This window comes from Aeromonas sp. Y318-3, assembly GCF_027706185.1.
GTDB lineage: Bacteria > Pseudomonadota > Gammaproteobacteria > Enterobacterales > Aeromonadaceae > Aeromonas > Aeromonas veronii.
The window spans coordinates 212475-223960 of record NZ_JAPDCN010000005.1 but is presented as its reverse complement, the minus strand read 5'-3'; the positions used below and the strand labels follow the sequence as shown (position 1 = coordinate 223960).

The 11486-nt window shown below is 63.0% G+C and carries 18 protein-coding genes; 2 read left to right on the top strand and 16 right to left on the bottom strand.

Annotated elements, in window-relative coordinates; translation table 11 throughout:
- Positions 1–8 precede the first annotated feature (8 nt).
- From OKB77_RS09310 to OKB77_RS09245, 14 genes are all read right to left on the bottom strand, one after another.
- Positions 9–581 carry a phage baseplate assembly protein V gene (locus tag OKB77_RS09310; protein ID WP_270817454.1) on the bottom strand — a complete coding sequence of 191 codons (573 nt, stop codon included), beginning with the start codon at positions 579–581 and terminating at the stop codon, positions 9–11.
- Positions 582–643: 62 nt separating this feature from the next.
- Positions 644–1102, bottom strand: coding sequence for a phage virion morphogenesis protein (locus tag OKB77_RS09305; RefSeq protein ID WP_270817453.1), 459 nt, complete (start codon positions 1100–1102; stop codon positions 644–646).
- Complete coding sequence (locus OKB77_RS09300) at positions 1075–1554, bottom strand: phage tail protein (RefSeq protein ID WP_103858609.1); 480 nt, start codon at positions 1552–1554, stop codon at positions 1075–1077. Before OKB77_RS09300 ends, OKB77_RS09305 begins: the two co-directional genes overlap by 28 nt.
- On the bottom strand, positions 1529–1756 hold the full coding sequence (gene lysC / locus OKB77_RS09295) for an Rz1-like lysis system protein LysC (RefSeq protein WP_270817452.1): 228 nt from the start codon (positions 1754–1756) through the stop codon (positions 1529–1531). Before lysC ends, OKB77_RS09300 begins: the two co-directional genes overlap by 26 nt.
- Complete coding sequence (gene lysB / locus OKB77_RS09290) at positions 1650–2117, bottom strand: Rz-like lysis system protein LysB (protein ID WP_270817451.1); 468 nt, start codon at positions 2115–2117, stop codon at positions 1650–1652. Before lysB ends, lysC begins: the two co-directional genes overlap by 107 nt.
- A 144-nt stretch (positions 2118–2261) precedes the next feature.
- Positions 2262–3086, bottom strand: coding sequence for an N-acetylmuramidase family protein (locus OKB77_RS09285; protein ID WP_270817450.1), 825 nt, complete (start codon positions 3084–3086; stop codon positions 2262–2264).
- A complete protein-coding gene (locus OKB77_RS09280) occupies positions 3083–3391 on the bottom strand; it encodes a phage holin family protein (protein ID WP_010672981.1) in 309 nt (102 codons plus the stop codon). The genes OKB77_RS09285 and OKB77_RS09280 overlap by 4 nt, the downstream gene beginning before the upstream one ends.
- 1 nt (position 3392) lies before the next feature.
- A complete protein-coding gene (locus tag OKB77_RS09275) occupies positions 3393–3755 on the bottom strand; it encodes a putative holin (RefSeq protein WP_010672982.1) in 363 nt (120 codons plus the stop codon).
- Between the two features lie 15 nt (positions 3756–3770).
- On the bottom strand, positions 3771–4001 hold the full coding sequence (locus tag OKB77_RS09270; RefSeq protein ID WP_319861639.1) for a TraR/DksA C4-type zinc finger protein: 231 nt from the start codon (positions 3999–4001) through the stop codon (positions 3771–3773).
- A gap of 17 nt (positions 4002–4018) precedes the next feature.
- Positions 4019–4222: a tail protein X gene (locus OKB77_RS09265; protein ID WP_010672984.1), complete on the bottom strand. Its 204-nt coding sequence runs from the start codon at positions 4220–4222 to the stop codon at positions 4019–4021.
- Positions 4222–4692: a head completion/stabilization protein gene (locus OKB77_RS09260; RefSeq protein WP_270817448.1), complete on the bottom strand. Its 471-nt coding sequence runs from the start codon at positions 4690–4692 to the stop codon at positions 4222–4224. The genes OKB77_RS09265 and OKB77_RS09260 overlap by 1 nt, the downstream gene beginning before the upstream one ends.
- Positions 4693–4791: 99 nt before the next feature.
- Positions 4792–5565, bottom strand: coding sequence for a phage terminase small subunit (gene gpM / locus OKB77_RS09255; RefSeq protein WP_270817447.1), 774 nt, complete (start codon positions 5563–5565; stop codon positions 4792–4794).
- Positions 5566–5574: 9 nt separating this feature from the next.
- Positions 5575–6594, bottom strand: a complete 1020-nt coding sequence (locus OKB77_RS09250) for a phage major capsid protein, P2 family (RefSeq protein ID WP_270817446.1) — start codon at positions 6592–6594, stop codon at positions 5575–5577.
- Positions 6595–6606: 12 nt separating this feature from the next.
- Positions 6607–7428: a GPO family capsid scaffolding protein gene (locus OKB77_RS09245; RefSeq protein WP_270817445.1), complete on the bottom strand. Its 822-nt coding sequence runs from the start codon at positions 7426–7428 to the stop codon at positions 6607–6609.
- A 147-nt stretch (positions 7429–7575) separates the two neighbouring features.
- Here OKB77_RS09245 and OKB77_RS09240 point away from each other — a divergent pair, with 147 nt between their 5' ends.
- The gene (locus OKB77_RS09240; protein WP_270817444.1) at positions 7576–9342 is read left to right on the top strand and encodes a terminase ATPase subunit family protein; all 1767 of its coding nucleotides are present in this window, start codon (positions 7576–7578) and stop codon (positions 9340–9342) included.
- On the top strand, positions 9339–10382 hold the full coding sequence (locus tag OKB77_RS09235; RefSeq protein WP_182926959.1) for a phage portal protein: 1044 nt from the start codon (positions 9339–9341) through the stop codon (positions 10380–10382). The genes OKB77_RS09240 and OKB77_RS09235 overlap by 4 nt, the downstream gene beginning before the upstream one ends.
- Positions 10383–10866: 484 nt before the next feature.
- Here the strand turns inward: OKB77_RS09235 and OKB77_RS09230 are convergent, their stop codons facing one another.
- A complete protein-coding gene (locus OKB77_RS09230) occupies positions 10867–11199 on the bottom strand; it encodes a hypothetical protein (protein WP_225159664.1) in 333 nt (110 codons plus the stop codon).
- 123 nt (positions 11200–11322) lie between these two features.
- The gene (locus OKB77_RS09225; RefSeq protein ID WP_270817443.1) at positions 11323–11460 is read right to left on the bottom strand and encodes a hypothetical protein; all 138 of its coding nucleotides are present in this window, start codon (positions 11458–11460) and stop codon (positions 11323–11325) included.
- Positions 11461–11486: the final 26 nt, after the last annotated feature.

Sequence of the window (11486 nt, the reverse complement as noted above, 5' to 3'; positions counted from 1 at the left end):
GAGCCAGTTCATTGCGGGCCCCCGGAGGTGCCGCTGCCGGTGCTGACGTTGCCGTGCTTGTGGGTGGTCACCTCGATGCCGCCAATCTTGGCGCTGGAGGCGGTGATCTTGCCGCCCGCCTCGATGGTCGAACCGACCTTGAGTGCCTGGGTGCATTCCACCAGGGGGGTGATCAGTTTGACGGTAACGCTTGCGGTGAGGCTGGCGGTTTTGATGCCAGTGGCGGTGAGGGCACCGGTGGCTGGGTTGTATTCGATGACCGCGCCATCCGGGTATTCGATGCGGTCGAGGTCGCCGTTGTCATCGTCGGCCAGTGGCTCGGGGTGCGCGTCCTGGTAAATGCCTGCCAACACAAAAGCGTTGCGCAGGTCCCCGCTCAGGCTCAGCAGGATCACCTGTTCACCGACACTCGGGCGCATGCGGCGGCGGGTGCGACCGGCGCGCAGCACCAGATAGGGCCGCCAGTCGGTGTGGTTGCCCTTGGTGTCGACGCGGCATTCACCGGATCGCACCTCGGTCACGGTGCCGATGCGGATCAGGTCGTCGATTTTGCGGAGTAGGTCGATCAGGTTTGCGCTCATGTGGGGGAGTGTGTTTTGGCACAGCCCCCCTTTGCTATCGGCTGGCGTTGTAAACGGCGGTTTTACAACGAGGCGGTGAGGTGTTTGAGCAGGGCGTCTTCAATGCGGTCGATGTTGGCGTCGGTGATGCCGATCAGCTGGCGTTCCGGGTATTGCACGGTTTTGCCCCTGATTTTGTCGCGCAGGCCGAAGTGGTGAACCGTGGCGAGCCGGTTGGCGCTGCCGGTGAATGCCACGGTGGCCTCGCTGGCGGTGGCGGTCGCCTTGAGCCATGCCGGCTTGACCAGCTTGGTGAACATCTTGCGGCGGGGGGCGCCTTTGCGGCCGCGCAGCTTGGGCTGTGGCTTGCGCGGGGTCATGGCGGTGCCATCCGGCTGTTTGTTGGCGCGGATCCGTTCTGATTGGGTGGCCCGCATGGTGCGGGCAAGGTCGGCGGCCAGCTTGCGCCGTTCGCTGGCGGAAAGCTGGCCCAGCAGGGCGGCGGCTTGCTGGCCTAGTTGCTGGAGGGCGTCGGCGGCCATGGCTGATGCTCCCCGTTGATAAAGAGTTCCCAGGTGATGCCGTCGTAGGGGTCTTCTGGCGGCTCCGGTACGTGCTCCCAGCCGATCCCCTCTTCCGTTTTGGTGACGATAACCCGTTCGGTGAGCTGGACGGTGATCAGCAGGTCGTAGAGATCCCCGGCCAGCAGCTCCGACTCGACCTTGATGGCATCCTCACGCTTCTCCGCGTTGGTGAACAGCTCTGGCTGGTGTTGGCGCAGCCAGGCCAGGAGCGGCACGACCAGCTGATCCGGGTGGCCAGCAAAGTCGATGACACCGATGGAAAGCGGGTATTGCCACTCGAACGAGAGGGAACGGGCGCCGGTGGCGACGATGCGGCCATCGCCCACGGTGAGGATCAGCCCTTCGGGATTCTGCGCCAGTTGCGGGACGCAGCGGGCAATCACGTCACGGATGGCGGCTGGTTTGAGCATGGAGCCTCCTGGTGCATAGGATCACGGCATCGACCCGGGCGGCGCAGGTGGCCCAGGCGGATTCGGTGGCGGTCAGCATGTCGAGCAGGTCGCCGTTATTGGCCGGACCCGCCGGCGGCAGCTGGCAGGGTGTCGGGGCGGGACAGGTGAGACTGATAATCTGCCGCGCCGGTGAGGGCGGGGCGCTGGAGCAGCCCGACAACAGCAGCAGGCAGAGGGCGATCAGCCCACGCCTTGAGTTCAGCATTTTCATGTTTGAGCCTCTTGATGGTATCGGCGCGGGTGGCGGCGGTCAGAGCCAGCTGGTCGAGCTGGCCCTGCAACTGCTGGGCGGCCTCCGCTTGGGCCGTCAGTTCGGTGGTGAGGGTGGTGATGGCGGTATCTTTGAGCTGTTCCCGCCGCTCTGCTTCTTTGGCCCTGTCGCTGGCGGCCTTGAGGTCGCTTTGCAGGGTGGTGACCTGGCCTTTGGCCGTGGCGGCTGAGGTGGCAGACCAGCCCCAACCGCCCAGGGCGACGGTCAGGGCCAGCAGCAACCAGGTGAGGGGGGAGCGTAGTAATGCCATTACGGTTTCCTCGGTTGTGGGGTGGGCTGTGGCTTATTCTGGTTACATCCTCTGAACGGGCAGACCATGCAGCCACCAAGCCAGCGCAATTCCAGACACTTCGCATCCAGCTTGGTGCAGGTTTTCCCTACCAAGTGACCGCACTTAGGCCGATGCATCTGCCACCTCCTTCACCGGATAGACCTTGGTAAAGTGGTCGTATGCCTCGGCCAGCTTGGTGTCGTAGCGGTTTTCTTTGTAGGCGGGGCCGTTGTAGCGGCGCGCCACATCGGTCCACTTACCCGCCTTGAGCGCCTTGTGCAGCACCGGGTCCAGCTCGATAAAGCCGACCACTGCGCGTAGGTGTTCCGTTTCACTGCGCTGCATGGCGGCCAGCCAGTCGTCTGCCGAGGCGTAGCCCAGCGCCCGCCAGTGATAACCCATCACCTGGAACATGCCCCAGCTGGCGGCCTCGATGGCGGCGGCGCGGTGCAAGGTCATGGCGGTTTGCAGGCGGGCCCATTCGGCCGGGCCACCCTGGTAGCCGCCGCGCTTGGTGTTGCACAGGGCCGGATACAGGCCCGCGAGGCGGTTGGCTTCGGCTTCCCCTTGGTGTTTGGCCAGTTGCTTGAAGAACACATGTCGTTCAAACAGCAGGCGCGGGCGCTGGCAGTCGTCGAACCCTTCGCCGGCGGCCTCGACCTGGGCGAAGGCGGCGAGTTTGGCCAGCTCGACGCCAAGCCGTTCGGCGGCGTGCTGCAGATCGGTGATGGTGAGCTGATTGCCGATGGCGGCCCCGCGCAGGGCGGCCAGGGTGCGGGGCCCTGCCTGCCCGATGGCGACAATCAGGTGGTCGCGTTGGAAGGCGAGCACGGCCTGCTCGGTGGCACCGCCAAACCAGCCATCGTCTGCCACCTTGTAGCCTGCCCTGGTGAGCAGTTGCTGCAGTTCTGCCACCGGTGCGCCGATGGCTCCTTTTTTGAGGGTCATGGTTGAAACCTCCCGTTCAGGTGGCTGGCTGTGGTGGGGTGTTGACGGCGCCTTGGCAGCAGGCGCATGACGGATCCGCGGGAACCGATCAGGGCGGTGAGCACCATGGCTGCCAACAACACGGCGGCGGGGTCAGGTACAGGCAGCACGCCGAGCAGGGCTCGCAGCGGCACGGACCCGGCGGCGACGGTGAGCAGCCACGCCAACAGTGCCGGAATGGGGCGATAGTCGCCCCCGTTACGGTTGAAGGTGGCCAGTCGGATGGCGATGGCGGCGCAGATCATGGCGTAGAGGATGGTCAGCATGTCAGCCCCCTTTGCGGAGTTTGAGCAGGTCTTCCGGCGCTTTGCGCAAGGCCCACTGCAGCAGGTGGACGGCCAACGCCGAGGCGAGCAGGGCGCCGACGGCTTTGGGCACTTCGACGCTTTGCGGCAGGACGCTGGCCAGTACGGTGGCAACCAGCGGGGCCGCCAGTGCACCGGTAACGAAGGCGGCGATGAACAGGCCCGCCTTACGCAGGTTGCCGAGTTCGGCGGTGGTGGCAATAAAGACCAGCGCCCCGGCAAATGCGCCAAGGAGCACGCCGGGATCTACGCCGGGGAAGAGTGACAGCAGAGCCAGCCCGGTGAGGGTGCTGGTTGCTGCACTGGATGAGATGGGTTCGGGCATCGTGCTCTCCTGTTGTTATCGCTGGCCGCCGTAGTGGCGGGCGGTTTGGAATTCGTGAAGGGTCTGGCAGTCGGTGCAACGTTCGCAGCCCCGGATGGCTTCTCTGCGCTCCTGCGGGATCGGGTCGTCGCAGTCGATGCAGTCGTGGGGGCCGGTGCCCGCAATGCGGGCGGCATGGATGCGGGCTGCGAGTTGCAGCTCGCTGATCTCGGCCTGTCGTTCAAGTTCGTCGTCGAGGCGGCTCATGTCAGTGCTCTCATGGGTCAGTCCCATAGCTGGATCAGGGGCGCTTCGGCCTGGGTGGGGGCATCTGGCAGGGTGATGAGGGTCCCCATCGGCAGGATGGGCCCCAGTTCTGCCAGCCGAGGGTTGAGCGTCAGCACCTGTTCGGTGATGCCCGCGGTGTAGCCGTAGTGCCGGTTGATGATGAGGTCGAGGGTTTCCCCCTGTTGGGCGCGCAACTGCATCAGATGAGCTCGACCGTGGTGTGGGTAGTGCCGATGATGTCGCGAATGGCAAAGCGGGCGTCGCGATAGAGGTCGTCGGCGGTGAGGTTGCGCGGCTCGGCGTCTTTGACCGCGTCAGCAGTGGCTGTGCTGTCGAGGTAGCGCTCGTATAGGTTGGCGCGGGCCATGCTGTAGACGGCGCGGCGATACCAGTGCACCAGCACGGATTCGGTGGCGATGCTCTCTGATGGCACGTCGGCCAGTGCGGTGTAACCGTCGCCCTGACGGTTGATGGCCCAGCCGCTCAGGTCGCTGTTGACGGCGGCGATGGCGTCGATCACGGCATGGCGCAGCCGCTCGGTGGTGATGGTGCCATCGGTACGCATGATAGCGCGCAGGTCGGCCAGTTTGATGACCGGCCAGAACGGGGCGCTGCTGATCTCGCCTTCGTCTTTGCTGGCCGGATTGGTGGGGATGAATCCTGAGGTCATGGCTGCTCCTTCCCCCGGTGGTTGGGCGGTGGTCGGGCCGTCTGGTATGCCGTTGGCATTCGTCAGGCCCGAGCCGCCCAGGGTGCGGGGTTCGCTCGGTTAGCTGGCCTCGCCGGGGGCGGGGCCTTGCTGTTCGGTGGCGTGCTCTTGGCAGGCCTCGGCATTGGCCGGTGCCGTAACAGAGGCGGCGCTTACGTCGCTGGCGACTGGCAGCTCTGCGGCTTTTTGCTTCTTGATTTCCCGCTCCAGCACTTCGAGCTCTTTCTTGATGCCCACCTTGTCGTGCAGTTCGAGGGCGCGGCGGTAGTGCTCGGCGGCCTGTTCCTTGAACCCTTCGGCCAGTGCGGCGCGGCCCACGGCCTTGTGCAACTTGGCGCGCACCTGGTCGAAGATGTCGCAGTGGGTCAGCAGCTCGAGGTAAGCACACAACAGGCCGAGGCTAGGGCCTGCGCCTGCCTCTTGCAGCTTGATGCTGGTGTCGGCCACTTCTTCGGCGATCAGGGTGGCGGCGGTACGGTCGTATTGATCCGGGGTGCTCAGGCTGTGGCGGATCACGTAGTCGGCCATGTTGAAGGCCCCTTCCAGATCGCCGGTGTCGAGGGTCCAGAGCATGACGGTGACCAGGACGTCATCTTGTCCGCCCCGGTCGGCGGCCAGCAGGCCATCAATCCACGGCTTGTAGACAGGCAGCATGGTGCGCTTGACGTCGATCTTGCGCTCGATGCTCTGGATGCCCTTGAGGGTGCGGCGGTGTTCGGCCAACTGCATAAGCTGGAGTTCGTAGGCGTTGGCGCGGACCTGGTCGAACTGGGGATTGGCCGCCCCTTGCAGGGCGGCCAGTACTCTTTCGCGGTGGCGACGGGCGGGTGTCATGCTATCCCCTTACGGCCGAGGCCCGATGACGATGTTTTCGACCAGGCCGGCGCAGTCGTAGTCTTCCACGACGTAGGCATCGTTGGAGCTTTCGTAGTTGACGATGCGGTTGCGCTTGGGCTCTTCCTCGATATGGCGGCGGCGGGCGCCGTCTTGCCAATAGATGGAGAGGTTGCTGAGTTTGGTGATGAGCAGCTTGTCTTCGGGGAAGAAGGGGACACGCACGGCCTTGAGGCCGCCGATCTGCTTCTGGCTGACCAGCACTTGGGCGGCCAGTTTGTTCTGGTTGTCACCCGCATCGTTGATGATGGGGAAGTATTTGTCGGAGAGCATTTTGCGGCCGCAGATGACCACCAGTTCGGTGTCGTCCTGATGCCACGGCTGGATCAGCTCGCTCACGGCGTCGAACACCAGTGCGTCGAGATCCTTATAGTCGCCGGCGGCGGGGTCGATGTAGATCTTGCCGCTGCCCTGCACGCCCTCTTGCATGACCTGCGCCGGTGCATCCTGGCGGATGTGCTCCAGCCAGCCGACGTTCACATCTTGCAACAGCGGATTGGCGTTGCGGTCTGTGTCTTTGGCGGCGCTGGTACCGTTCCAGCCGATCATGATGCGATCCAGCCCCTGGCGAGTGATGATGGCGTCACGGACACGGGTCTGGAAATCGGGGAACTTGGCCCAGGCGTCGAGCTTGGCATACCCGATCAGGGTGTCGTAGTTGGTCTGGGCGCACTCGTAGTCGTGGGCGTACAACGAGGTCGGATCGTTGGGCTGGCGGTCTTTGGTGGCGGTGTCGGTGCGGCCGGCGATGGTGCTGCTGATACCGATGCCGACCTTCTGCCCTTTGAGTTCATCCACCGGCACCATGTTGATCATGGAGAGGAAGGCGACGGACTCCTGCATCTTGGTTTCCAGGGTCTGCTGGACGCTGGGCTGCACGTTGAACTTCACCATGGCGCTGGTGATGGCGTTGAGTTTGGCCACCTGGCCGGTGAACTCGTTGAACTTCTGGCGGGTTTCGTTACGCATTGGGCATGGTCCTTAGCAGTCGGTTTGAATGGTGGTGCCATCGCTACCGGTGGCCGGCTGGCGTTTGTGGCTGAGCTCTTCCTGGCCTTCCAGGTTGGCGGTGAGGTCGGCCAGCGCCTTGGCGGTGGCATCCAGCTTGCTGGTCAGCTCAGTGAGGGTCTGGGCCTGCTCGGTGAACTTCTTCTGCAGGTCGGCATCAAGGCTGGTGACTTCTTTCGCCACGGCTTCGACGGCCTGGTGCACGTCGCTGAAATCGGCGGTGGCCTTCTTCTTGTGGGTGGAGAACAGCGCGGTGACCCGTTCCAGCAGGCCGGGGCCTTTGTCACTTTCGCTTTCAAACTCGATGACGGTTTCCAGCGCTTCGGTGAACAGGCACTCCTTGTACTGCTTGCGCTCGGCCAGCGGGTTGACCGATGCCTTGCTGCAGAACTGGAGCATTTCGGTGCCAAGACTCGCCGGGCTGTCGGTGACGGCCAGGCCCATCAGGTAGGCGCCCTTTTCATTCAGGTTGGGGTGGATCTCGACCGAGGTGTAGACCTTCTGGCGCTTCTTGTTCAGTTCGACCAGCTCCGGGGTCGGGTCGATCTGCACTAACAGGGCCAGGCGTTTTTCACCTTCCATGTCGACCTCTTCGGTCTTGGCGGCGGTGATGTCGCCGTACATCTTGAACTGTCCGTTGGGGTCATAGCCCCGGATGTGTTCCATATTGACCCGGGCGCCGTAGGTGGATTGGTTGTAGCGCTGGGCCATCTGTTCAATCCATTCGCGGGTGATGGCACGCCCGTCGGTCGTGCCCCCTTCGACGGCAACGCGGAAAAACTTGGACTTAGCCATGAGCTGGGATCCCTTTGGTGATTGGGTTTCTGGTCGGGCTCATGGTCTGGTTTGTGCGCCAGATCCTTCAATCTGTGGCTGTTGTAAAACCGCTGTATACAACGGGGGCGCGCGCTTTGTGTTTGGCGTGCTGGGTAGACTGGCGCCATGACAGTACCCTTACTCTTCCCCCATATCGAACCCCGTAGGCAGGCGATGCACCTGTACTTTCAGGGGTACAAGATCCGAGCCATTGCGGAGCTGCTGGCGACCCCGGAGGGGACGGTCGGCACATGGAAATCCCGCGACGGCTGGGATGACATCAAACCCATCGACCGGGTCGATTTCGCCATCGAGGCGCGGATGTGCCAGCTGATCGCCAAGGAGGTGAAAACCGGCGGCGATTTCAAGGAGATTGACCTGCTGGGCAGGCAGTTGGAGCGCATCGCCCGGGTTCACAAATACAGCAACGGCGGCAACGAGGCTGACCTCAATCCCAAGGTGGCGAACCGCAACAGGGGGCCGAAGAAGGCCCCCGAGCGCAACGTGGTTGAGCCCGAACAGCAGGAGCGGCTGATCGAGCGCTTCGAGTCGACCATGTTTGGCTACCAGCGCACCTGGTACGAGGCCGGCAATCAGTACCGGATCCGCAATCTGCTCAAGTCGCGCCAGATTGGGGCGACCTACTTCTTTGCCTTTGAAGCCTTCATCGATGCCTTGGTCACGGGGCGAAACCAAATTTTTCTGTCTGCCAGCAAGGCGCAAGCCCATGTGTTCAAGCAGTACATCATCCAGTTTGCCAAGGAGGAGGGGGTGGAGCTCAAGGGCGACCCCATGGTGCTGCCGAACGGGGCGCACCTCTACTTCCTCGGTACCAACGCCCGCACCGCCCAGAGCTACCATGGCAATATCTACATGGATGAGTATTTCTGGATCCATGGCTTCCTTGAGTTCCGCAAGGTGGCCTCCGGCATGGCGATGCACAAGAAGTGGCGTCAGACCTACATCTCCACCCCGTCCAGCCTATCCCATCCCGCCTATGCGTTCTGGTCTGGGGCCAACTTCAACCGTGGCAAGCCCAAGGCCGACCGGGTCGAGATAGATCTGAGCCACGCCAATCTGTCAGGCGGCAAGCTGTGCGCCGATGGTCAGTGGCGGCAGATTGTCACGGTCGAGGATGCGGTGCGCGGTGGCTGTGACCTGTTCGACCTGGATCAGCTGCGCAGCGAGTATTCCGATGATGAATACCTCAACCTGTTGATGTGCATCTTCATGGATGACACCTCGAGCGTTTTCCCGTTGGCGATGTTGCAGCGGTGCATGGTCGATAGCTGGGAGGTATGGGAGGACTATAAGCATTTTGCCATGCGACCAATGGGTAACCGGCCGGTGTGGATCGGCTATGACCCGGCCAAGGGCGGGCAGGGGGATAGCGCGGGTTGCGCAGTGCTGGCCCCGCCGGCGGTACCGGGCGGCAAGTTCCGGGTGCTGGAGCGTCACCGCTGGAGCGGGATGGACTTCGACGCCCAGGCGCGGGCCATCAAAGCCATGTGCGAGCGCTACAACGTGGGCTACATCGGCATCGACACGACCGGGATCGGGGAGGGGGTTTACCAGCTGGTGAAGCAGTTCTACCCGGCGGCGACCCCCATCCAATACAACCCGAGCGTGAAAATCCAGATGGTGATGAAGGCCCAGGACGTGATGAACAAGGGGCGCTTGGAATTCGACAGTGGTTGGACTGACCTGGCCCAGGCGTTTATGAGCATCCGCCGCGCCGTGACCGCGGGCGGCAAGCTGCCGACCTTCGAGGCCAGCCGCTCTGATGAGACCAGCCACGCCGACATTGCCTGGGCCACGATGCAGGCCCTGTTACACGAACCGCTGGCAGGTGCCACCGGTACCAATACCAGCATGATGGAGATTTTCGCATGAGAAAGCGCCGCCAGCCGCGCCATACCTCGCCGGTGACGGCGACCCAGCAACCCGACCCGGCCATCGAGGCGTTCAGCTTTGGGGAGCCGGTGCCAGTGCTCAGTCAGCGGGAGGTGTTCGATTACCTGGAGGCCATGCACAATGGCCGCTGGTACGAGCCGCCCCTTTCCCTCAATGGCTTGTCGCGGGTCTATCGGGCCGGGGTGCATCACGCCTCGGCCATCCAGGTGAAGCGCAACATCCTGCGCTCCTGCTTCATCCCGCACTCGAAACTGAGCCTGGCCGCCTTCACCGGACTGGCGCTGGACTATCTGATCTTCGGCAACGGCTATCTGCAGGCGGTGCAGAACCGACTCGGCGGGGTGCTGCGCTATGACCACCTGCGCGCCAAGTACACCCGGCGTGCTCTGGACTTGGACACCTATTGGTGGATTGCCCAGCCCGGGCAAGAGCAGGCGATTCCGACCGGACGGGTGGGCCATGTGATGGAGAGCGACATCAACCAGGAAATCTACGGCATCCCCGACTACGTGGGCGGGCTCAACTCGACCCTGCTTAACGAGTCGGCCACCCTGTTCCGCCGCCGCTACTACGAGAACGGTAGCCACGCTGGCTTCATCATGCACATCACCGACGCGGTGCAGAACGAAGGGGACATCGCCAAGCTCAAAGAAGCCCTGCGCCAGAGCAAGGGGCCCGGCAACTTCCGCAACCTGCTGCTCTACACCCCGGGCGGCAGCAAGGACGGGGTGAAGCTGATCCCGGTGGCCGAGGTGGCCGCCAAGGATGACTTCCTTAGCATCAAGAACGTGAGCCGGGATGACCAGCTCGCCAGCCACCGTGTACCGCCCCAACTGATGGGGGTGATGCCCAACAGCACCGGCGGCTTTGGCGATGTGACCAAGGCCGCCCAGGTGTTTGACATCAACGAGATCGACAGCATCAAGGCCAGCCTGCTGGCGCTCAATGACTGGGCGGGGGAGGAGATAATCCGGTTCAATCCCTATCGACTGTCAGATCTGACAGGGCAGGCCGAATAGGCGAGGTTATAGTTACATCGAACATCTGGTGTTTGTGTATGTTCACGGTGTCACAAAAGCCCCCTCACCGAGGGGGCTTTGTTTTGCCCCTCATCTAGCGGCCTGAGCGCTCCGCCACGGCAGCGACCCGTTCACCGCTCCCGACGCACTCCCTGATCCTCAAGCATCACCCCAGAGCGGCAGGCGCAGCCTGCCGACCCCTGCCAGCACCCAGCGCGCGCAATCGTTACCCCGCCACGCCTGCCCGCTTTATGTGTTGAAAATCATGCAGGTGAACGACGGGGGGAGGGGAGCGGCTCCCCACGCCAGCACTGGCCGCGCGCGGCTTTTCGGATCCTTTTTGCGATCCTTCACTTTCTGCCAGATCCTTTCAATCTTGTGCCCGCCAGCATTGCTTGACCCTCTCTGTCACAATATTGCACCCGACATAAATGTGTCCGGTCACGATTCTGGCGTGACCGGACACAATTTCTTATCTCTGACATTACAAGGCTATCGTCTTGTCGCCTTGGTTGATCCAGCACTCTGCCTCTCCCTTGAATGTTCCGCCGCACCCTTCTGGCAATGCGCAGTCGCAGTTCGGGCAGGTCTGCTGTTCCAGCTCTGCTTTCTGCTCCAGCCAGCGTTCCCAGTCTCGCCGGATCAGGGTGCTGATGTACTCGTCGGCGGAGTAGGGCTCACCGCTGCCAGCCCGAGCGATGCGCAGGGTTTCCAGCTGTTGGCGCTCCCGTTCTGATAGCGCCACCTCCACCCGCTTGATACCGAGGGCCGCCCGTCTGGCCCGCTGGGCCTGCTTGCGCTTGGTGGCGTCACTCATCTCTTGCCCCTTGTGACTTTCTTCTAGCTGCCAGTATGTTCCGCACAGCCTCCCTGATAGTCAGGCGGGAGTGCGTCACATGCCCGATCTTGCTCATCGGTACTTCTCTTATGTTTTGCTGGCTCATACCGCGCCCTCCCTTACCACCATGGCATCCTGCTTGGCCCACGCCAGCCAGCTGGCGATGGCGATTTCGGTCTCTGGTAAGGCAACCGCCGGATGGCTGTACACCACATGGGTGACAGTGCCGCGCCTATTCATCTTTGTGGCCGTCACTAACCTGGTGG

Excerpts from the sequence above, each read along its gene's own strand:
- OKB77_RS09225 (WP_270817443.1), bottom strand. The coding sequence starts at position 11,460 with ATGAATAGGCGCGGCACTGTCACCCATGTGGTGTACAGCCATCCGGCG.
- lysB (WP_270817451.1), bottom strand. The coding sequence starts at position 2,117 with ATGGCATTACTACGCTCCCCCCTCACCTGGTTGCTGCTGGCCCTGACC.
- OKB77_RS09265 (WP_010672984.1), bottom strand. The coding sequence starts at position 4,222 with ATGCAGTTGCGCGCCCAACAGGGGGAAACCCTCGACCTCATCATCAAC.
- OKB77_RS09250 (WP_270817446.1), bottom strand. The coding sequence starts at position 6,594 with ATGCGTAACGAAACCCGCCAGAAGTTCAACGAGTTCACCGGCCAGGTG.
- OKB77_RS09245 (WP_270817445.1), bottom strand. The coding sequence starts at position 7,428 with ATGGCTAAGTCCAAGTTTTTCCGCGTTGCCGTCGAAGGGGGCACGACC.
- OKB77_RS09300 (WP_103858609.1), bottom strand. The coding sequence starts at position 1,554 with ATGCTCAAACCAGCCGCCATCCGTGACGTGATTGCCCGCTGCGTCCCG.
- OKB77_RS09230 (WP_225159664.1), bottom strand. The coding sequence starts at position 11,199 with ATGAGTGACGCCACCAAGCGCAAGCAGGCCCAGCGGGCCAGACGGGCG.
- OKB77_RS09280 (WP_010672981.1), bottom strand. The coding sequence starts at position 3,391 with ATGCTGACCATCCTCTACGCCATGATCTGCGCCGCCATCGCCATCCGA.
- OKB77_RS09240 (WP_270817444.1), top strand. The coding sequence starts at position 7,576 with ATGACAGTACCCTTACTCTTCCCCCATATCGAACCCCGTAGGCAGGCG.
- gpM (WP_270817447.1), bottom strand. The coding sequence starts at position 5,565 with ATGACACCCGCCCGTCGCCACCGCGAAAGAGTACTGGCCGCCCTGCAA.
- OKB77_RS09275 (WP_010672982.1), bottom strand. The coding sequence starts at position 3,755 with ATGCCCGAACCCATCTCATCCAGTGCAGCAACCAGCACCCTCACCGGG.
- OKB77_RS09270 (WP_319861639.1), bottom strand. The coding sequence starts at position 4,001 with ATGAGCCGCCTCGACGACGAACTTGAACGACAGGCCGAGATCAGCGAG.
- OKB77_RS09235 (WP_182926959.1), top strand. The coding sequence starts at position 9,339 with ATGAGAAAGCGCCGCCAGCCGCGCCATACCTCGCCGGTGACGGCGACC.
- OKB77_RS09310 (WP_270817454.1), bottom strand. The coding sequence starts at position 581 with ATGAGCGCAAACCTGATCGACCTACTCCGCAAAATCGACGACCTGATC.
- OKB77_RS09285 (WP_270817450.1), bottom strand. The coding sequence starts at position 3,086 with ATGACCCTCAAAAAAGGAGCCATCGGCGCACCGGTGGCAGAACTGCAG.
- OKB77_RS09305 (WP_270817453.1), bottom strand. The coding sequence starts at position 1,102 with ATGGCCGCCGACGCCCTCCAGCAACTAGGCCAGCAAGCCGCCGCCCTG.
- OKB77_RS09260 (WP_270817448.1), bottom strand. The coding sequence starts at position 4,692 with ATGACCTCAGGATTCATCCCCACCAATCCGGCCAGCAAAGACGAAGGC.